Here is an 18258-nt window from a genome sequence, read left to right on the forward strand (position 1 = left end):
TCCGCTCCGCGCCAAAGGCGCAGAACACCTTTCATGTCGCCGTTCGACAGTCTGAACGGCGACAGAATTCGGCTGCCGAAATTCCAAGGAAAACCCGGCGCAGAACCGAGAAATCGAATGACTGAAACCCGCCGACGATACTGATCTCCGAATTGACCACCCGTCTCTTTACCTCTAGCCTCGAATCAGTCACCGGGTTGTAGCTCAACGGCGGAGCACGGCATAAGTGTTGCCGAGGAGCTGGTTCAACTCCAGCCGACCCGACCAAACCCTCTGGCACTGGCGGCCGGGGGCGCCCAGCCCCAGCAGCTCATGCAGGCCGCCGAGAGACCAGACACCCAGAGACCAAACGCAACGACAATTACGCAGACCAGGTGCGGTGCAGATGAAAATCGGAATTACTGGCGGCGGAAGCGCCGGGCACGTCGTGCCCGCTCTCGCAGTAGCGAACCGACTCCCCGCCCAGGGAGCCACGGAACTGGTGTTCTTCGGGCGCGCCGACAGTATCGAACACGAATACGCCAAAAAGACCGGAATCCCGTTCCGGCCCGTACCTTCCGCGGGTTTGAAACGCTACGGCTCGTGGAGCAACGTCCTGATGCCCTTCACGGTGCTGCGAGGCATCGGGGCCGCCGTCCTGGCCATGCGCCGCGAGCGGCCCGATGCCCTGTTCTCCAAAGGCAGTTACGTCTCCGTGCCGGTCGGAATCGCCGCCTGGCTCTGCCGCGTTCCGATCGTGGTCCACGAGTCCGACCACTCCCTCGGGCTCGCCAACAAGATCGTCGCCCGGATGGCCGACCGGGTATGCCTGTCCGTCACGCCCCCTGCCGACACGCCACGATGGCTGTCCCGCAAGTCCGTCGTCACCGGCCTTCCGCTGCGCCACGATCTCGCCTCCGGCAACCCCGAGCGGCTGCGCCGGCGCCTCGGCATCCCGGCGCGGCCCGTCCTGCTCATCTTCTGCGGCAGCAGTGGGTCCCAGCGCATCAACGACGCCGTCACCAGCCAGCTCACCACCTTGTGCGCGCGCTTCGCGGTCATCCACGTCCGAGGCAAGGGCAACCTCGACCCTTCCCTCGACGACGTGCCGGGGTACCGGCAACTGGAGTACCTGCACGAAGAGATGGCCGACGCGCTGTGGCTCGCCGACCTCGTCATCGGACGCGCCGGGGCAACAACGCTCGCGGAAATCGAAGCGCTCGGCAAACGGGCCGTCCTCATCCCGCTCCCCGCGGCAGTCAGTCGCGGCGACCAGCTCGACAACGCCGACGCCTACGCCCGCCGCCACCCCGGACAGTGCATCGTGATCCCCGACGACGAGGAACTGCGGGGCGGAGCGTCGCTTGCCAAGGCGTGCACGGAACTGGCCGCCGGCCTCGGGACCTCTTCGCCAGAGCAGCCCGACCCACAGGCCGTCCACCGTGCTTCCGACCTCATCGCGCGGGAAACCGTGGCGGCGGCCCGGCCCCGGCGGGCACTGCACGCCCGGTAGCCCCCCGGTAGGACGTCAGCCGTCGTGGTGCCCGTACATCGCGAGGATCTGCTCCTCGGACTCCCCACGGTGATACACGTGGAAGTGCAGGTGCCGGGATTCCTGATAGAGCCCGACGTTCGTGGTGACGGAAGCCGCACCGTGCTCCGCCTCCACCCGCGCGGCCACCTGCCGGACGACCGCCATCACCTCGCCGAGCAACTCCTCACCCCCGTCCCCGAGATCGACCAGGGACGGCGTGTGCTCCTTCGGCACCACCACGACATGTACCGGGTAGGCCGGGTTCGTGTGCTCGAACGCGAGCACCCGCTCCGTCTCCACCACCACCTTGACCGGCGTAAGCCCGGAAACGGCCTGGTGACAGTAGAAGTCCGAAGTCGACGAGCCCACGGCAGCGGTCACGGTACGTAGCTCTCCCTATCTGGCGGCGAGATCGCCGCCACCCTACCCGTCCCGCTCCCACGGACCTCGCCAGCCGACACGGAACGTATCGCCAGGCGCGGTTGACGTGCCGCCTGCCTGCACATCGACGCCTCAGCCTCCTACCCCTCGACACGCCGAGACCGGAGTTCACGGAGTACGAACCGCCTGGCCCGCTGCCCTCCGCACCTACCCGCCCCAGGGACTTTTCAGGGACTTTCAGCTCTGCCCGAGGGAGCACCGAGGGACTTTTCGCTGCCTAAGACAGCAACCCGCCGAAAGAGCTGAAAGGGCCTCCGACACAGGTCGGAGGCCCTTTCACGGGCGAAGCCGCAGGTAGCGGCAGACGAGTCGGGCTGTACGCCGGGTTCTGATCGACGCCCTGCACCGATGACCTCGGGGCCGCGAAGTCGACGACGCACCACGGGGGTAGCGGGGATCGGGCGGCCAGCTCACGCGTATCGAAGCGACGACCGCAGCCAAACCGACCCGGCCGACGGCGTCGGCGCAGCACTCAGCGCATCGGCGAGGTCCCGCTGGGGTTGGGGGTACTGGGAAGGAAAGGGAACATGCCGAGGAAGCTACCGGCCCAGAACGACAGCACGATCCGCGTCTGCGTCTCCCCCAGTCCCAGCGCGGCCGCAACGCGCCGCCGTGTCCCCTCCCCCATATCCGGCCATCCACCCGACCGACCGGGTACCCCACATCCTCGCCGTTCTCCACACTCCACAAGCAGCAGACACCACTGACACCAAGCCCGGAGACCGGACCACCTACCTCGTAGGCCCCAGCCCTACAATCCGTGCCATGCGGTACAAAGATGGAGCCTGGCAAGGGACCTCGGCAGCCACACCATCAGGCAAAGAAATTGCAAACCCCTTCTGAAAGCCCAGGTCAGGAAGTGTGCTCTCCGCGCGAGCGGAGGTGAGCCGTCATAGCCATCCCACCATCGTGGCCCACGGCAGTGCTCTCCACGCGAGCGGAGGTGAGCCGTTTGTCGTATGGCCACCTTCTACCGCGTCCACGTGCTCTCCGCGCGAGCGGAGGTGAGCCGACAGCCCGGTGCCCGATGAGGACGGCGGCACGGTGCTCTCCGCGCGAGCGGAGGTGAGCCGTAGCCGAGATCGTCGCGGTAGGCGTTACGGTCGTGCTCTCCGCGCGAGCGGAGGTGAGCCGGTGCAGCAGGGCGCCCGGCAGCGGGTGCACGGGTGCTCTCCGCGCGAGCGGAGGTGAGCCGGGCCCGATGGACGCTACTACCCAGGCCCAGATGTGCTCTCCGCGCGAGCGGAGGTGAGCCAGCGTCCATCGCCGGGCCGACCTTCGTGGCGAGGTGCTCTCCGCGCGAGCGGAGGTGAGCCGGCCGTCAAGGCCGTGCACGACACCACCAAGAAGTGCTCTCCGCGCGAGCGGAGGTGAGCCGCCGTCCGCCACATGGCCGCCGCCTACCGCCTCGTGCTCTCCGCGCGAGCGGAGGTGAGCCGTTTGTCGTATGGCCACCTTCTACCGCGTCCACGTGCTCTCCGCGCGAGCGGAGGTGAGCCCTCTGCGGGCAGGACGGCGGTGATCCGGTCGGATTGGTCTTCGCGCATGCGGGGGTCAGCCGCAGGAGTTGGCGGTTACCGCAGGCTCAGTTCCCGCTAGGAGCGCGACCCCGCAGTTCCCTGGGCTTCCGGCCTCGCCTCGGCTATCCGTGGAGGAGGCCGGCATCCGCCTGTTGCCGTACCGCCGGCGAGCAGTGCGCCGCCCCATCTCCGCACTTCACGAGACGAGACGGGCGCCTCCACGACGCCGTCACATAAAGATTCGGTGTCGCAACACCACAACGAGCTTGCATAACAGTTGTCTCGACACTTTCTCTCGACATAAAGTGCCTCCATGACACCTGATCAATGGCCGACGGCGCTCACCGCTCGGGTCGCCCGGGGGGTACGGGAGGCGCGCAGGGCCGCCGGGCTCACCATGGGCGAAGTCGCCCAGGGCTGCGCCGAGCGCGGTTGGGCGGAGTTCACCGAGCACTCCATGAAGAACCTGGAGTCCGGGCGCAAGGCGAGCATCGCCGTCGCGGACCTTCTCGTACTGGCCGATGTCCTGGGCGTGCCGCCGGTGAGCCTGCTCTTCCCGCTCGGTGCCGCCGCCACCGTGGAAGTCCTGCCGGGCCGGGAGGTGTCCACGTGGGACGCGCTGGCCTGGTTCACCGGCGAGACCCCTCTGGAGCGGTCCGCGGCCGAAGGCACCGCCCGGGACGTCCTCGACGTCTTCCGCCATCACGGGGACCTGGTGGCCGCCGCGACATCCTCCTACGCCCTGGCCAGGGAACGGCGGCGCACGGCGAGCACCACCTTGGACCGGGCCCGCAGAGCCACCCTCCTGCAACGCGCCGAGGGATACGAGGAGCACGCCTTCGAGGACTGCCAGGAGCTGCGCGCTTTCCGCGGGCGGATGCGCGAGCGCGGACTCGTCCCTCCGGCCCTGCCCGGCGAACTGGCGTTCGTCGACCAGGCAGACGGCTCAGACCACTCGGACGACTCACCCGAGGACGCCCGGTGAAAAGCGGCTCCGGCCGTGGATAGCCCAGCGCTGCCCCGGCCCCCGAACACACCCCACCGGCCAACAGACCAACAGCCCGCAGCACTCCCGCACCGGACTCCCGCGCGGGCAGTCCAGTCGGCCCGATCAGTCTCCGAGGCGGCATGAAAGCCGCCAAGCATCCCACCGCCCCGGAGACCTCACTCCCTCACCGCACGTTTCACAACGCACGACGAAGGCGCTTCCATCATGCCGCACCCGCACCCGCACCCTGCCCAGCCCGGACAACCCGCCACCCCGACCGCCACAGCACCCGCGGCACCCGTATCACCGGGGCCGGCGGTCCAGCCCGACCAGACACCCGACCGGACGCCCGACACACCTCCCCCCGGTCTCCTGCACGGCCGTTGGTACTCCACCGAGGAACTGGCCGCGCTGCTGGGCGTCGACGCCTCGACGCTGCGCCGATGGCGGACCGCGACCCCCCTGCAGGGCCCGCCGTTCGTACCGATCGGCGGCCGCCGGACCCTGTACAGCGACACCGACGTCCAGACGTGGCTGTCCGCACGCCGTATCGACCCCGCCCTGGCCGCCTGATGTCCCAGCCGATCACCCTGCCCCTGGGCGTCTCCGTCTCCACCGACATCGAGTACCGGCCGGACAGCCCCAACCCCCACCGCGCCCGCGCCCGCTGGATCGACCCGCACACCAGGCGCCGCGCCTCGGTCTCCGAGATGCTCCCCACCACCGACGCCGCCCAGAAGTGGATCGACCGGGTCAGGCGCCTGGCCGGCCGGGGCATCACCCCGGACATCGCCGAATCCACCCTGGCCGAGTACGGCCAGTCCGTCATGGACCTGGCCATGCGCGGACTCGAACCCAAAACACTCTCCCCCTACATGTGCGGATGGCGGCTTCGGGTCATCCCCACCCTCGGCCACCTGAAGGTCACCGCGATCACCAACGGCCTCGCCGACCGCGCCGTACACGGATGGATCGCCGACCAGGTCGGCAAATCGACCATCAAGAACACCATCTCCCCGCTGGTCCGCATCATGGAACAGGCCAGGCGCGACGGCCTGATCGACATCAACCCCGCACGCCTGTACGGCTGGCAGTATGCCTACAAACAGGCCGAGGACGAACTCGACGACCCCCGCAGTCTCGCCCTGCGCGACTGGGCCGCGCTGCGGGAACTCTCCACTGCCCTCGTCGCCCGCTCCCACGGCGAATTCCAGGGCTGGGGCGACGTCGTCGAGTTCGCCGCCTGCACCGCCACACGCATAGGCGAGGTCTCCGGAGTCCGCGTCTGCGACATCAACCTCCATGACTGGACCTGGGACGTCTGCCGCCAGACCACCCCCAGCCCCGGCGGACTGGCCGACAAAGGAACCAAAGGCAAACGCAGGCGCACCGTCCCCCTCATCCCCGAGATCCGGCCCATGGTCCTGTGGCGGGTGGAACGCGCCAAACTCACCCCCCACGCCCGCCTGTTCACCGGACCACGCGGCGGACGCATCACCACCGCCGTACTGCGCGACGCCACCCACTGGGACGACGTCGTCATCAGCCTCGGCTACGAACACCTGCGCCGCCACGACCTGCGCCACACCGGCCTGACCTGGATGGCCGACTCAGGCATCCCCCTCCACGTCCTCAAGGAAATCGCCGGCCACGGCCAACTCACCACCACCCAGCGCTACCTCCACCCCGACAAACAATCCCTACAACGCGCAGGCGCAGCCCTCAGCGCCCACCTCGCCACCGGACACACCCACCCGACAACCCCCGCCCCGACCGCACAACACCCCAGGCACCTCCACCCCGTGAACTGACCACCCACACAACACCCCCCTTTGCCCGCCGCCCCCGCACCACCGGGGCAGCGGGCAAAGCCATGCCAGGGGCGGGCAGACCGCACTTCCGCCATGGCTGGATCTCATCGAAATGTTGGCTGAAAACAGCCGCCCACAACCTGCGGACATCACACAGAGTGAGCAAAATCGAGGGCTCAACCAGTGGACAAAAGCCCACAGAACGCCCCTCGCGGACGCCCGTGGTCCCAAAGTGGTCCCAGAACAGGCCCGGACAGCACGCGGGCGGCTGCGCGCGGAATTGACGTGGCGTCAGCGAAAGGGCCGCCGACCTGGAGTTTCCTCCGGCCGACGGCCCTTTGTGCCTCTGTCGGGACGACAGGATTTGAACCTGCGACCCCCTGACCCCCAGTCAGGTGCGCTACCAAGCTGCGCCACGTCCCGGTGCTCGATCGGCTCGGGGTTTGGGACCCCGGGGTGACCGCGCATGAGAACAATACCGCACCTCGGGGGGTGATCGCTCGCACCCCGAGGGGTGGGGGAAGGGCCTCAGGACGGATGAGTACCGGTACTCATGTGCCGCCGGTCACACCGGCGGAACCTGGGGGCATGACGAAGGTGATTCCACAGCAGCAGACGACCGCCGCGTACGCCGCGCAGGCCGCGATCTCGTTCGTGATCGCGCTCGGGGCGATGGTGGTGGGGGTGGCCTATCTCCCGGTCGGGGGATGGGTACGGGCGTTCCTGGCGGTCGGGTTGCTGTACGTGGTGACCTCCGCGTTCACGCTGGCGAAGGTGATCAGGGACCGCCAGGAAGTGGGCCAGGTGACCAGCCGGGTCGATCAGGCGCGGCTCGACAAGCTGCTGGCCGAGCACGACCCGTTCAAGGTCGAGGGCCTCTGAGCCCTCAGCTCGACCCGCCCCCTGAGCCCGCCAGCCGCGCCACCCCTGACCCCGCCAGTCGGCGCGCGGCTCGCGGCGCTCGGGCTCACGACAAGCCCCCTCACCCCGCCGGAGGCGCCTCGTCCCCCAGCAGATACCGCGCCCCCGCCCCACGGTGCCCCGCCACGTCCTCCTGGTTGTACAGCGAGCACCGCGTCAACGACAGACAGCCGCACCCCACGCACCCGGTGAGCGCGGACTTCAGCCGCTGGAGGTCCGCGATCTGGTCGTCGATCCGCCGCTCCCACGTCCGCGCGACGCTGTCCCACTCCGCCGAGGTCGGCACATGGTCGACCGGAAGGTGCGCGAGCGAGTCCCGTACCTCGTCCAGCGAGAGCCCGATCCGCTGGGCCGCGCGGATGAACGCGAGCCGCCGCAGCGTCGAGCGCCGGTAGCGCCGCTGGCCGCCCGGAGTGCGTTCCGACCGGATCAGGCCGAGTTCCTCGTAGTAACGCAGGGCGGACGCCGCGTAACCGCTGCGGGTGGCCAGCTCACCGATCGGGAGCTGGTCGCGGCTGGAGAGACTCATGGCGTCCGAGGGTAGTCGGACGCGGCCCGCGGGTGGCGCTTGACCTCAAGTGGACTTGAAGTTGCAGAGTCGGTGCATGACGACGAGAACGACGACACCCCCGGCCCACGGGTACGACGACCTGCGGCCGCTGATGTCGCTGATGACCGGCGACGAGAAGCACGGACCCGCCGCCACCTCCACGCTCGACGCGCTGTGGGTGCTGTACGACCGGGTCCTGCGGGTCTCGCCGGAGCACGAGGACGACCCGGAGCGGGACCGTTTCCTGCTGTCGAAGGGCCACGGGCCGATGGCGTACTACGCCGTGCTCGCCGCGAAGGGCTTCATCCCGCGCGAGTGGCTGAGCGGCTTCGGGGCGTACGACTCCCCGCTCGGCCACCATCCGGACCGGACGCTGGTGCCGGGGGCGGAGATCGGTTCGGGGTCGCTGGGGCACGGGCTGCCGCTCGCGGTGGGCAGCGCGCTCGGGCTGCGGGCGCAGGGGCTGACGGACCCGGCGGTGTGGGTACTGGTCGGGGACGCCGAGATGGACGAGGGCAGCAATCACGAGGCCGTGCAGTTCGCCGGGGCGGTGGGCCTGAACCGGCTGCACGTGGTGGCGGTCGACAACGAGTCGGCCACGTACGGCTGGCCCGGCGGCCTGGCCTCGCGCTTCGCGGCCGAGGGCTGGTCGGCGGTGACGGTCGACGGGCGGGACCACGAGGCGCTGTACGAGGCGTTCACCGCGCCGCACCCGGGCCGGCCGCACGCGGTCGTGGCCCGCGTCGAAACCAAGAGCTGAGCGAGCCGGCGGGCGCCACCCTCACGACGGCCGCCGCGCCCCTTGGACGCGAGCCCCACGACGGCCGCCGCACCCCTGAACGCGAGCCCCGCGACAGCGTCGCACCCCTGGACGCGAGCCCCACCCCCGCCCCCCGGCCGCCCGGCCACCGCCCCCCAACCCCCCAACCCCCGAGGAGACCCCCTTCCATGGACACCATGCGTGAGCGTTTCGGCACCGTCGCCGGCGCCCTGCTCGACGAGGACCCCCGGCTCGCCGTCGTCCTCGCCGTGATCTCCGGCGACCGCTTCCGCGACGCGGCCCGCGCGCATCCGGACCGGGTGATCGACGTCGGAATCCGCGAACAGCTCCTGATCAGCGCGGCCGGCGGGCTCGCGCTCACCGGCCTGCGGCCGATCGCGCACACCTTCGCCAGTTTCCTGATCGAGCGGCCCTTCGAGCAGGTGAAGCTGGACCTCGGCCACCAGGGCGTGGGCGCGGTGCTGGTGAGCGCCGCGGGCTCGTACGACATCGCGTCGGGCGGCCGTACCCACCAGGCGCCCGGCGACGTGGCGCTGCTCGACACCCTCGACGACTGGACCGTCCATGTGCCGGGGCACCCGGACGAGGCCGAGGCGCTGCTGCGGCACGCGGCGGCCGACGGCGACCGCCGGGTGTACGTACGCCTCAGCGAGCAGACGAACATCGCCGCGCTGCCGGTCTCGCCGGGCCGCTTCACGGTGATCCGCGAGGGCCGGAACGGCGTGGTGCTGGCGGTCGGCCCCCTGCTGGACGCCGTGCTCGACGCGACCAGCGGGCGGGACGTCACGGTGCTGTACGCCTCGACCGTACGGCCCTTCGACGCGGACACCGTACGGACGGCGGTGGGCCGGGCGGACGCGGCCGACCTGGTGCTGGTCGAGCCGTATCTCGCGGGGACCTCGGCCGCCGCCGCGAGCGAGGCGCTGCTCGACGTCCCGCACCGCGTGCTGGCGCTGGGCACCGGGCGCGCGGAGTTCCGGCACTACGGGACCTGGCAGGAGCACGTCGCCGGGCACGGTCTGGACGCGGCGGGGCTACGGGGACGGATCGACGCCTTCCTGCCGGTCTGAGCGCGGCCGGGCCGCGGGCTTCACCGACCCGGGCCCGCGGCCGGTCAGGCGTCGTCCTCCGACCCGGAATCAGCGGAATCAGCGGAACCGGCGGGATCGGCCGGATCAGTGGCACCGCCCGGCCCCCCGCCGGCCGAAGCAACCCCCGCAGCGGCCCCCGATGCCGCCCCCGCGCCACCGCCGTCCGCCCCGCCCTTCCCGTCCCGCGCCACCGCTGCCGCGTGCCGCCGCGCGTCGTCCGCGCTGTTCTGCGCGCCCAGCGTGCCGAAGTAGAAGCCGGAGACCGTGGCCAGCACGGTCATCAGCGCGGTCACGATGGTCTTGCGCAGATCGGCGGCGTCGCCGTCCGTCGACAGCATCGTGACCGCGAGCGCGAAGCCGACCAGCGCCAGGATCAGCACGGCGATGATGCTGCGGGTGAGCCCGCGCACCCCCCGGGGCTCGCGCAGATCGCGCAGGAAGTCCCGTACCTCCGCGTCGTCCGCGGCCCGGTCGATCAGCCGGTCGGTGAGCTGCTGGCGCCAGGCGGTGGCCCGGCGGACGTCCATGATCAGCGGGATGACCGCGACGACGGCCACGATCACCACCACGACCGCGATCAGGAGGAAGGCCGTCCGGCCGCCGAGCCCGGAGATCGGCTGGACCTGCGCCAGCCCGGCGGCAGCGGCGAGTGAGTGGGCCATCTCGGTTTCCCCCCAAGGGCTCTACGGGCGGGCAGGATCGCAGCGCGCCGGGGGAACGGTCAAGTCCGTTACAGCACAGGGCCGTTCGCCCACGTCGGCGGCCCTGGGCCGACCGCTGCCGGACGCATGGCGAATACGTGACCGATGCATCTGGCGTCGGAGGCCATCACCTCTGGAGAATCGGACCCGCGGACCCACTCGCAGATCCATTCGACGGCTCATACGTCCGAGCCCGCGCCCGAGGACCCCGAGGAGCAGCACCATGCACGAGGCACCACCGTCCGGGACACTCCCCTACTACGAGGACGTGTCCCCCGGCGCGGGAGCGCTCCCGCCCCGCGCCTGGACGGCGGCGTCCGACGCGCGGCGGGTGAATCTGGGCGGCGCCTGGCGGTTCCGCCTTTCGGCCACGGCGGACGCGGAGGACGAGTCCTTCGCGCGTCCCGGCTACGACGCCTCGCGCTGGGACGTGCTCGCGGTGCCGTCGCACTGGCCGCTCCAGGGGCACGGGCGGCCCGCGTACACCAATATCCGCTACCCCTTCCCTGTCGATCCGCCGTATGTGCCGACGCAGAATCCGACCGGTGACCATCTGCGGGTCTTCGATCTGCCGGACGACTGGCCGGGCGGCGCCGCGCTGCTGCGCTTCGACGGGGTGGAGTCCTGTGCCCGGGTGTGGCTCAACGGCCAGGAGTTGGGCACGTTCAAGGGCAGCCGGCTGCCGGTGGAGTTCGAGGTCGGCGAGCTGCTCAGGACGCACGGGAACGTGCTGGCGGTACGGGTCCACCAGTGGTCGTCCGGCAGTTATCTGGAGGACCAGGACATGTGGTGGCTGCCCGGTATCTTCCGGGACGTCACGCTGATCGAGCGGCCCGAGGGCGCGGTCACCGACTTCTTCGTGCACTGCGGCTACGACCACGCCACCGGCAACGGCACGCTGCGGGTGGACTGTTCACCCGCCGGCACGGTCACCGTCCCCGAACTCGGCCTGGACATCCCGACCGGCGAGCAGGTGACGTTCCCCGTCGAGCCCTGGTCGGCGGAGGCGCCGCGGCTGTACGACGCGGAACTGGCCACCGAGGGCGAGCGCGTTCCGCTGCGGATCGGCTTCCGTACCGTCGCGGTCGAGGACGGCGTGTTCAAGGTCAACGGGCGCCGCGTTCTCTTCCGCGGGGTGAACCGGCACGAGTTCGACCCGGACCACGGCCGGGTGGTGGACGGCGAGACGATGCGCCGTGATCTGCTGCTGATGAAGCAGCACAACGTCAACGCGGTCCGCACCAGCCACTATCCGCCGCACCCGGCCTTCCTCGATCTGTGCGACGAGCTGGGGGTGTGGGTGGTCGACGAGTGCGATCTGGAGACGCACGGCTTCGAGGAGGTCGGCTGGCGGCGCAACCCGGTCGACGACGACCGCTGGACGCCCGCGCTGCTCGACCGGGCGGCGCGGATGGTCGAGCGCGACAAGAACCACCCCTCGGTGGTGATGTGGTCGCTCGGCAACGAGTGCGGCACCGGCCGCGGTCTGTCCGCGATGGCGTCCTGGATCAGGGAGCGCGACCCGGCCCGCCCGATCCACTACGAGGGCGACCCGTCGTGCGCCGACACCGATGTGTACTCGCGGATGTACGCGGACCACGCCGAGTGCGAGTTGATCGGCCGCCGCGAGGAACCGCCGCTGGCCGACGCCGAGTTGGACCGGCGTCGGCGCCGACTGCCGTTCATCCTGTGCGAGTACGCGCACGCGATGGGCAACGGCCCCGGCGGTCTGACGGAGTATCAGCGGGTCTTCGAGACGTACGAGCGCTGCCAGGGCGGCTTCGTCTGGGAGTGGATCGACCACGGGCTGCGGCGGCGCACGCCGGACGGGACCCCGTACTTCGCGTACGGCGGCGACTTCGGCGAGGAGCTGCACGACGGCAACTTCGTCTGCGACGGGCTGCTCTTCCCCGACCGTACGCCGTCGCCCGGTCTGGTCGAGTTGAAGAAGGTGATCGAGCCGGTACGGATCGAGGGTGACGCAGGGCGCGGTGTGGTGACGGTCACCAACCTCCATGACATGGCGGACCTTTCGGCGCTGACCTTCCGCTGGGTGTACGAGGTGGACGGCTTCGTCTGTGACGAGGGGCGGCTCAAGGTGCCCGATCTCGGGCCGGGCGAGGGCGCGGTGGTGGAGCTGCCGCGGATGCCGAGGTCCCGTGGGGGCGGCGAGGCGTGGTGGACCGTACGGGCGGTGCTCGCGGAGGACACCGCGTGGGCGCCGTCCGGGCACGAGGTGGCGTGGACGCAGTTCGCGGCGGCCGAGGAGAGCGCCGGCCGTCCCGCGGTGGTACGCGGCGGGCGTCCGCACAGCCCGCGGTTCGCCGAGGGTGGGGTGATCGTGCTCGGGCCCGGTACCTTCGACGCGGCGAGCGGCGTGCTCAAGTACTTCAGCGGCAACGCCGTCCACGGCCCCGAACTGGACGTGTGGCGGGCCCCGACCGACAACGACCGCGGCGCGGAGTGGGCCCCCGAGAGCCAGTTGGACCGGCAGTGGCGGCGGCTGGGCCTGGACCGGATGCGGCACCGGGTGGAGCGGGTGACGGTCGGCGGGGACACCCTGACCGTGGTGACCCGGGTCGCCCCGGCCGCCTCCGACCTCGGCCTGCGCACCACGTACACCTGGGCCGCGACCGGCGACCGGCTGCGGCTGGACGTCGAGGTCGTGCCCGAGGGCGACTGGCGGCTGCCGCTCCCCCGGCTCGGCGTACGGGCCGGGCTGTGCCCCACGCTCGACACCGTCGAGTGGTACGGCGGCGGGCCCGGCGAGGCGTACCCCGACACCCGCCGGGCGTCCCGGATCGGGCGGTACCGCTCGGCCGTCGACGCGCTCCAGACGCCGTACGTCCGGCCGCAGGAGAACGGGGCCCGCGCCGATGTGCGCTGGGCCGAGATGCGGCGGCTGGACGGCTCGGGGATACGGGTGGAGGGGGCGCCCGCGTTCTGGTTCACCGCGCGGCGGTGGAGCACGCGGGCGCTCGACGAGGCAGGGCACACCTACGAGTTGGCGCCCTCCGACCGGCTCTGGCTGCATCTCGACCACGGACTGCACGGCGTCGGCAGCCACTCCTGCGGGCCCGGTGTGCTGCCCGAGCACCGGCTGGAGGCGGCGCCCGCGGCCTTCTCGTTCACGTTCAGTACCCTGGCCGCCCGCCCCGACGACGAGTCCGACGACCCCGCCGACCCCCTCGGCCTCACCCACCTGGAGGAACGGTGACTCCCTCGGTCCGCCCGTACCGGCCCACCGATCTGCCCGCCCTGTACGACATCTGTCTGCGGACCGCCGACGCGGGTGAGGACGCGAGCGGGGACTACGCGCGGGAGGACCGCGAACTGGTCGGCTCGATCTTCGCGGCGCCGTACGCCGTGCTGGAGCCCGAGCTGACCTTCGTGGTGGACGACGGGCACGGGCAGGCGGTCGGCTATGTGCTGGGCACGGGCGACACCGCGCGGTTCGCCAAGCGCTTCCGCGACGAGTGGCTGCCGACGGTCGCCGCGCGATGGCCGGCGCCGGAGGGCGAACCGGTCGGTCTCCGCGAGGTGATGGCCGGGCTGCTGCACACTCCCGAGCGGATGATCGTGCCCGAAGTGGCCGCGTATCCGGCGCACTTGCACATCGATGTGCTGCCGGACTTCCAACGCGGCGGGCACGGGCGGGCGTTGATGGAGGCGTTCCTCGCGGCGCTGGCCGACCAGGGGGTGCCGTCAGTGCACCTGGGCATGCTGCGCACGAACACCCGCGCCCGCGCGTTCTACGACCGCCTCGGCTTCCACGAGATCACGGTCCCCTCGATCCCCGACCTCACCTTCCTCACCCGCCCCACCTCCTGACCCCGGCGGCGTCAGGACAGATACCGGAAGCCCACGATGCGCCCGGCCCCGCCGACGGTGACCTCCAGCCGCGTCCGGGTCGCCGTCCCGTCCGTGGAGCGGTAGGTGAACCGATGGATACGGTCGGCGGAATCTCCCCTCGTACGGGAGGTTCCGCCGCCTCCGCCGGCCTCCCGCGGAAACCAGCGCCGGGTGAACCGCTCACTGACCGCCCGGGCCTGTTCCTCGGTCATGCTTCCGGCGTCGGCTCCGCTGTCGTGCGCGACCCCTCGCTCCAGCGTCCTGTCCGGCCACCAGCCGGTGAGTTCACCGCGGTCGGTGAAGATCTCCAGGTGCAGCCGGTCGCCGCTCCTCACCGTCTGCGTCTGCCTGATCCGCACGTCAGCGCCGAAGATGTCCACGGCGGCGGCGGTGATCCAGTCGTCGGCGCCCGCGGAGGCCCGCAGCACCGCCCGGCGCTCGTGGTCGGCCGCCCCCGCGTCGTACCCGCTGACCGAGCCGCGGAAGATCCCCGCCAGGGCCAGAAACCCGACCACGGCGATGCCGAGGCCCCAGACCGCGTCCGGTCCGGCCCGCGGGGCCGACCGCCGCACGCCCTTCCCCCGCCACAGCCACAGCGCTCCGGCGGCCGCTCCCAGCAGTGCCCCGACCGTGTTGGCGCCGACGTCGGTGAGGCTGCACGCGCGCCCGGTGTCGCTCTCCGCCTGGAGGAGTTCCACCAAGCCGCTGGCCAGCGCCGCGGACGCGGCCACTGTCAGCGGGCGTCTGAAGGCGAGCACCGCGAAGAAGGGAGCGGGGGCGAACAGCGCGACGTTCAGCAGTACGCCCGTCGACCAGGTGGTGAGTACGGCGAACGGCGACCCGGTGTCGCACACGGCGCCCTGGCCGCTGCTGCCGCTGCCCGGCAGCAGCGTGACCGAGACGACGCCCGCCACGCCGGCCGTGAACAGCACGCGTGCCGCGACGGGACGGCCCCGTAACCGGGCGACGTACCAGACGGGCGGTACGGCCAGTGCGGTGAGCAGCAGGAACGCGGGCAGGAGGCCGGGCACGGCTCCGAACGACGCGCTGATCATGCGGGGTCCTTCACGGGCAGCGGTCGTGGGGCGGACGTCCGGGGCACTGCGCGGGGCGCCCGTCAGCGGTCGGCGGTGAGTTCTTCTTCCGCTTCGGCCTCGGCCGGGGTCGAAGTCTGGTGGGTGGGCCAGCCGGTGGTCGGGGGGAGGGCGACTTCGCGCCACCACCAGTCGTCGGGGCGGGGGTCGGCGGGCTCGAAGGGGGCGCCGACGCGCGGCGTGGCGATCGTCGAGCCGGTCGCGCGGGCGGCGGCCACCGTGCCCTCGGCCGGATCGGCCCAGGCGTGCTGGGCGAGGTTGAAGGTCCCCCAGTGGATCGGCAGCATGACGCCGAGCGGTGAGCCGCCGGACAGGTCGACATGCGCCCGGATGCCCTCGGCCGGCGTCATGTGGATGTCCGGCCAGTACTCGGAGTACGCGCCTATCTGGATCATCGTCGCGTCGAACGGCCCGTGTTCGGCGCCGACGTCCGCGAAGCCGGGGAAGTAGCCGGTGTCACCGCTGTGGTAGATCCGGTGGGCGCCGTCGGTGACCACCCACGACGCCCACAGGGTCTGCTGGCGGCCGCGCAGGCCGCGCCCGCAGAAGTGCCGGGCGGGCGTGGCGGTCAGGGTGAGCCCGGCTATCTCGGTCGACTCGTTCCAGTCCAGCTCGCGCAGCCGCTCGGGCGCCACCCCCCAGTGCTCCAGGTGCGCGCCGACGCCGAGCGGCACGGCGAAGACCACGTCGCTGGCGACCAGCGCCCTGATCGTCGGCATGTCGAGGTGGTCGTAGTGGTCGTGCGAGATGACGACCACGTCCAGACCGGTCAGCGACTTCAGCGGGACCGGGGTGGGGTGGACGCGCCGCGGCCCGGCGAAGGCGAAGGGCGAACAGCGCTCCCCCCACACCGGGTCGAACAGCACCCGCCGCCCGCCGATCTCGGCGAGCACCGTGGAGTGGCCCATCCACGTCAGCCGCAGCCCGGAGGTCGGCGGCTTGGCCAGGTCGGCCAGCGTGGTGGGGTGCACGGGTATGGGCCTGGCCGGTTTGCGCGACAGCCGGGCCTCCTTGCGGAGGGTCTCCGGGAGGGACTTGATCAGCTCGCCGCTGGGCACGGATCGGGCGCCGACCGGGTTCACGAAGGCGCCGTCCGCGTAGTTCGGTGACGCGAGGATACGTTCCAGCCGCGCACCCGTGGGGTCCGCGCCGAAGGGGGCGGGACGCAGTTTCACGAGGCGGGACGGTCGGCCGGCACCGGTCACGGGTCCTCCAGGCGGGTCTACGGACGGCGGAGTATCCGCCGGATCCATTATGCGGCGACGTCACTCTCCGGGCCGGAGAAGTCGATCGATACATGATCACGTACCGGGACGTGGCCGAGCCGCCGATAGCGCCCGCCGGCGACCGGATCGGCAAGATCGGCCGAAAGCAGTACGTCGCCAGCCTCCGCCGCCACCCGCGAGACGGTCACGGCGCCCGCCGGCCGCCACCGGCCGAAGAGCGGCGGCTCCGCGCCGTACGCGTCCGTCCCCCGCCGCCGCAGCGCCCCGCAGACCGTGCGCGGCACGGAGTTCTCCACCGGGCGGGCGGCCACGAAGGCCCCCGCCTCCGCCGTGAAACGGTCGAGCGCGTGCGTGATCGTCCATCCCATCCGCCCACCGTGGCCCGGCGCGGCCCCGCACCGGGATTTCGCGGCCGGGGGCGGGTGACCGGATGGTGGGACGGGAGTGTCCGGCAAGTGGCAGATCTCCCCGAGGAGATGACATATGCGCAGGTCACAGCGGTGTGGGCGCGCTGTCAGATGGCGCAACAATCCGGCAACACCTCTGGCGGCGGCCCGTCGGTAAGGTCCGTGCTCGGCGGTCGGGCCACCCGGTCCGACGCACCGCAGCCCGCGTACCCGCCCCTCACCCCGGAGCCCCCGATGCCCGTCGACCGTACCCGCGAGCACACCGCCCCGGTGGCCGCCGCGCGGCGCCGCCGGCTGCGCGCGGACCAGGCCCGGCAGCTCGCCGACCTGCTGCGCCGCCAGGTGCTCGGCCAGGGCTTCCCCGACGGCGTCCTGCCGCACGAGGACACACTGGGCGCCGAGTACGGGGTCTCGCGCAACACCGTGCGGCAGGCCCTGGACCTGCTGCGCGCCGAGTGCCTGGTGGAGCGGGTGCCGGGCCTGGGCACGGTCGTCGTCGGCCTGAAGTACCCGCACGGCCTGGACCGGCTGATGGGCCTGGCCGAGACCCTGCACCCGCACGGCCGCGTCACCAACGAGGTCCGCGCGATCAACCCGGTCCGCGCCCCCGCCGCGGTGGCCGGCCGCCTCGGCGTCCCGGAGCACGACGAAGTGCTCTACGTGGAGCGGCTGCGGCACCTCGACGGGCTGCCGCTGTCCCTCGACCTCACCTACATCCCGATGGACCTCGGCAAGGGCCTGCTCACCGCCGACCTGGAGAACAACGACATCTTCCGGCTGCTGGAGGAGCTTTCCGGCCAGCCGCTGGGCAGCGCCGAGATCTCCCTGGAGGCGGTCAGCGCCGATCTGCACTCGGCCGCCGTGCTCGAAGCGCCGCGCGGCGCCGCGCTGTTGATGCTGGAGCGGCTGACCCATCTGTCCGACGGCCGCCCGGTGGACCTGGAGTTCGTCCGGTTCCGCGGCGACCGCATCACCATGCGGGGCGTACTGCACCGCGGCGCCTGACGGCACACAGAACGCACCCGGGCCCGCCCGTAACCGCGCCCGCCCGCACCCCGCCACAACGCCCGCCCGAAAGCGACCCCGTACCCCTCACCAGGACCCCCCGGTCCCGTCCCTGGAGCCAGCCATGCCCGTCGTGCCCCAGCGCGCCGACGTACCCGTGACCATCGACGAGTCCCTGTGCATCGACGGCTGCACCCTGTGCGTCGACATGTGCCCGCTGGACTCCCTCGCCATCAACCCCGACAGCGGCAAGGCCTTCATGCACGTGGACGAGTGCTGGTACTGCGGCCCGTGCGCCGCCCGCTGTCCGACCGGCGCGGTCACGGTCAACATGCCCTATCTGTTGCGTTGAGAGGT

17 protein-coding genes, 2 tRNA genes and 1 CRISPR repeat array are annotated in these 18258 nt (G+C 71.6%); of the genes, 12 read left to right on the forward strand and 7 right to left on the reverse strand.

Going from position 1 to position 18258, the window contains the following annotated elements; all coding sequences use genetic code 11:
• Nucleotides 1-193 precede the first annotated feature (193 nt).
• Nucleotides 194-267: transfer RNA gene (locus OHA30_RS04610), tRNA-Thr, on the forward strand.
• A gap of 118 nt (nucleotides 268-385) precedes the next feature.
• On the forward strand, nucleotides 386-1492 hold the full coding sequence (locus OHA30_RS04615) for a UDP-N-acetylglucosamine--N-acetylmuramyl-(pentapeptide) pyrophosphoryl-undecaprenol N-acetylglucosamine transferase (protein WP_328912509.1): 1107 nt from the start codon (nucleotides 386-388) through the stop codon (nucleotides 1490-1492).
• 15 nt (nucleotides 1493-1507) lie between these two features.
• On the opposite strand, the gene OHA30_RS04620 is transcribed toward OHA30_RS04615, so the two are convergent.
• Nucleotides 1508-1894, reverse strand: coding sequence for an HIT domain-containing protein (locus OHA30_RS04620; protein ID WP_328912510.1), 387 nt, complete (start codon nucleotides 1892-1894; stop codon nucleotides 1508-1510).
• A 921-nt stretch (nucleotides 1895-2815) separates the two neighbouring features.
• Nucleotides 2816-3454: direct repeats of the CRISPR family, unit length 29 nt; unit sequence GTGCTCTCCGCGCGAGCGGAGGTGAGCCG.
• Nucleotides 3455-3787: 333 nt separating this feature from the next.
• Here OHA30_RS04620 and OHA30_RS04625 point away from each other — a divergent pair.
• The 3 genes from OHA30_RS04625 to OHA30_RS04635 all read left to right on the forward strand — a co-directional run bounded on the left by OHA30_RS04625 (nucleotide 3788) and on the right by OHA30_RS04635 (nucleotide 6273).
• Nucleotides 3788-4459: a helix-turn-helix transcriptional regulator gene (locus OHA30_RS04625; RefSeq protein ID WP_328912511.1), complete on the forward strand. Its 672-nt coding sequence runs from the start codon at nucleotides 3788-3790 to the stop codon at nucleotides 4457-4459.
• 228 nt (nucleotides 4460-4687) lie between these two features.
• Nucleotides 4688-5035, forward strand: a complete 348-nt coding sequence (locus OHA30_RS04630; protein ID WP_328912512.1) for a helix-turn-helix transcriptional regulator — start codon at nucleotides 4688-4690, stop codon at nucleotides 5033-5035.
• The gene (locus OHA30_RS04635) at nucleotides 5035-6273 is read left to right on the forward strand and encodes a site-specific integrase (RefSeq protein ID WP_328912513.1); all 1239 of its coding nucleotides are present in this window, start codon (nucleotides 5035-5037) and stop codon (nucleotides 6271-6273) included. The genes OHA30_RS04630 and OHA30_RS04635 overlap by 1 nt, the downstream gene beginning before the upstream one ends.
• Nucleotides 6274-6622: 349 nt before the next feature.
• Here the strand turns inward: OHA30_RS04635 and OHA30_RS04640 are convergent.
• A tRNA-Pro gene (locus OHA30_RS04640) sits at nucleotides 6623-6696 on the reverse strand.
• 165 nt (nucleotides 6697-6861) lie between these two features.
• On the opposite strand from OHA30_RS04640, the gene OHA30_RS04645 reads away from it, so the two are divergent.
• Complete coding sequence (locus OHA30_RS04645) at nucleotides 6862-7155, forward strand: YiaA/YiaB family inner membrane protein (RefSeq protein ID WP_328912514.1); 294 nt, start codon at nucleotides 6862-6864, stop codon at nucleotides 7153-7155.
• Between the two features lie 100 nt (nucleotides 7156-7255).
• Here the strand turns inward: OHA30_RS04645 and soxR are convergent, their stop codons facing one another.
• The gene (gene soxR, locus OHA30_RS04650; RefSeq protein ID WP_328912515.1) at nucleotides 7256-7723 is read right to left on the reverse strand and encodes a redox-sensitive transcriptional activator SoxR; all 468 of its coding nucleotides are present in this window, start codon (nucleotides 7721-7723) and stop codon (nucleotides 7256-7258) included.
• A 76-nt stretch (nucleotides 7724-7799) separates the two neighbouring features.
• Between soxR and OHA30_RS04655 the strand changes: the two genes are divergently transcribed.
• Nucleotides 7800-8504 carry a transketolase gene (locus OHA30_RS04655; RefSeq protein WP_328912516.1) on the forward strand — a complete coding sequence of 235 codons (705 nt, stop codon included), beginning with the start codon at nucleotides 7800-7802 and terminating at the stop codon, nucleotides 8502-8504.
• 188 nt (nucleotides 8505-8692) lie between these two features.
• Nucleotides 8693-9595: a transketolase family protein gene (locus OHA30_RS04660; RefSeq protein WP_328912517.1), complete on the forward strand. Its 903-nt coding sequence runs from the start codon at nucleotides 8693-8695 to the stop codon at nucleotides 9593-9595.
• Nucleotides 9596-9639: 44 nt separating this feature from the next.
• Here the strand turns inward: OHA30_RS04660 and OHA30_RS04665 are convergent, their stop codons facing one another.
• The gene (locus OHA30_RS04665; RefSeq protein ID WP_328912518.1) at nucleotides 9640-10278 is read right to left on the reverse strand and encodes a hypothetical protein; all 639 of its coding nucleotides are present in this window, start codon (nucleotides 10276-10278) and stop codon (nucleotides 9640-9642) included.
• A 262-nt stretch (nucleotides 10279-10540) separates the two neighbouring features.
• Between OHA30_RS04665 and OHA30_RS04670 the strand changes: the two genes are divergently transcribed.
• Nucleotides 10541-13534 (forward strand): glycoside hydrolase family 2 TIM barrel-domain containing protein, encoded by a 2994-nt coding sequence (locus OHA30_RS04670; RefSeq protein ID WP_328912519.1) that lies wholly within the window; start codon nucleotides 10541-10543, stop codon nucleotides 13532-13534.
• Entirely contained in the window at nucleotides 13531-14148 is a 618-nt protein-coding gene (locus OHA30_RS04675; protein ID WP_328912520.1) for a GNAT family N-acetyltransferase, read from the forward strand. The genes OHA30_RS04670 and OHA30_RS04675 overlap by 4 nt, the downstream gene beginning before the upstream one ends.
• Nucleotides 14149-14159: 11 nt before the next feature.
• On the opposite strand, the gene OHA30_RS04680 is transcribed toward OHA30_RS04675, so the two are convergent.
• From OHA30_RS04680 to OHA30_RS04690, 3 genes are all read right to left on the reverse strand, one after another.
• Entirely contained in the window at nucleotides 14160-15224 is a 1065-nt protein-coding gene (locus OHA30_RS04680) for a VanZ family protein (protein WP_328912521.1), read from the reverse strand.
• 62 nt (nucleotides 15225-15286) lie between these two features.
• Nucleotides 15287-16468 (reverse strand): MBL fold metallo-hydrolase, encoded by a 1182-nt coding sequence (locus OHA30_RS04685; protein WP_328912522.1) that lies wholly within the window; start codon nucleotides 16466-16468, stop codon nucleotides 15287-15289.
• 47 nt (nucleotides 16469-16515) lie between these two features.
• Nucleotides 16516-16857, reverse strand: coding sequence for a hypothetical protein (locus tag OHA30_RS04690; protein WP_328912523.1), 342 nt, complete (start codon nucleotides 16855-16857; stop codon nucleotides 16516-16518).
• A gap of 273 nt (nucleotides 16858-17130) precedes the next feature.
• Here OHA30_RS04690 and OHA30_RS04695 point away from each other — a divergent pair, with 273 nt between their 5' ends.
• Nucleotides 17131-17901 carry a GntR family transcriptional regulator gene (locus OHA30_RS04695; RefSeq protein WP_328912524.1) on the forward strand — a complete coding sequence of 257 codons (771 nt, stop codon included), beginning with the start codon at nucleotides 17131-17133 and terminating at the stop codon, nucleotides 17899-17901.
• Nucleotides 17902-18025: 124 nt separating this feature from the next.
• Nucleotides 18026-18253 (forward strand): 4Fe-4S dicluster domain-containing protein, encoded by a 228-nt coding sequence (locus tag OHA30_RS04700; protein WP_328912525.1) that lies wholly within the window; start codon nucleotides 18026-18028, stop codon nucleotides 18251-18253.
• Nucleotides 18254-18258 lie beyond the last annotated feature (5 nt).

The organism is Streptomyces sp. NBC_00223, assembly GCF_036199905.1.
In the GTDB taxonomy this organism is placed as follows: domain Bacteria; phylum Actinomycetota; class Actinomycetes; order Streptomycetales; family Streptomycetaceae; genus Actinacidiphila.

Coding starts and splice junctions, on each gene's coding strand:
- OHA30_RS04670 (WP_328912519.1), top strand. CDS start 10,541: ATGCACGAGGCACCACCGTCCGGGACACTCCCCTACTACGAGGACGTG.
- OHA30_RS04630 (WP_328912512.1), top strand. CDS start 4,688: ATGCCGCACCCGCACCCGCACCCTGCCCAGCCCGGACAACCCGCCACC.
- OHA30_RS04625 (WP_328912511.1), top strand. CDS start 3,788: ATGACACCTGATCAATGGCCGACGGCGCTCACCGCTCGGGTCGCCCGG.
- OHA30_RS04660 (WP_328912517.1), top strand. CDS start 8,693: ATGGACACCATGCGTGAGCGTTTCGGCACCGTCGCCGGCGCCCTGCTC.
- OHA30_RS04615 (WP_328912509.1), top strand. CDS start 386: ATGAAAATCGGAATTACTGGCGGCGGAAGCGCCGGGCACGTCGTGCCC.
- soxR (WP_328912515.1), bottom strand. CDS start 7,723: ATGAGTCTCTCCAGCCGCGACCAGCTCCCGATCGGTGAGCTGGCCACC.
- OHA30_RS04655 (WP_328912516.1), top strand. CDS start 7,800: ATGACGACGAGAACGACGACACCCCCGGCCCACGGGTACGACGACCTG.
- OHA30_RS04665 (WP_328912518.1), bottom strand. CDS start 10,278: ATGGCCCACTCACTCGCCGCTGCCGCCGGGCTGGCGCAGGTCCAGCCG.
- OHA30_RS04635 (WP_328912513.1), top strand. CDS start 5,035: ATGTCCCAGCCGATCACCCTGCCCCTGGGCGTCTCCGTCTCCACCGAC.
- OHA30_RS04690 (WP_328912523.1), bottom strand. CDS start 16,857: ATGGGATGGACGATCACGCACGCGCTCGACCGTTTCACGGCGGAGGCG.
- OHA30_RS04695 (WP_328912524.1), top strand. CDS start 17,131: ATGCCCGTCGACCGTACCCGCGAGCACACCGCCCCGGTGGCCGCCGCG.
- OHA30_RS04645 (WP_328912514.1), top strand. CDS start 6,862: ATGACGAAGGTGATTCCACAGCAGCAGACGACCGCCGCGTACGCCGCG.
- OHA30_RS04700 (WP_328912525.1), top strand. CDS start 18,026: ATGCCCGTCGTGCCCCAGCGCGCCGACGTACCCGTGACCATCGACGAG.
- OHA30_RS04680 (WP_328912521.1), bottom strand. CDS start 15,224: ATGATCAGCGCGTCGTTCGGAGCCGTGCCCGGCCTCCTGCCCGCGTTC.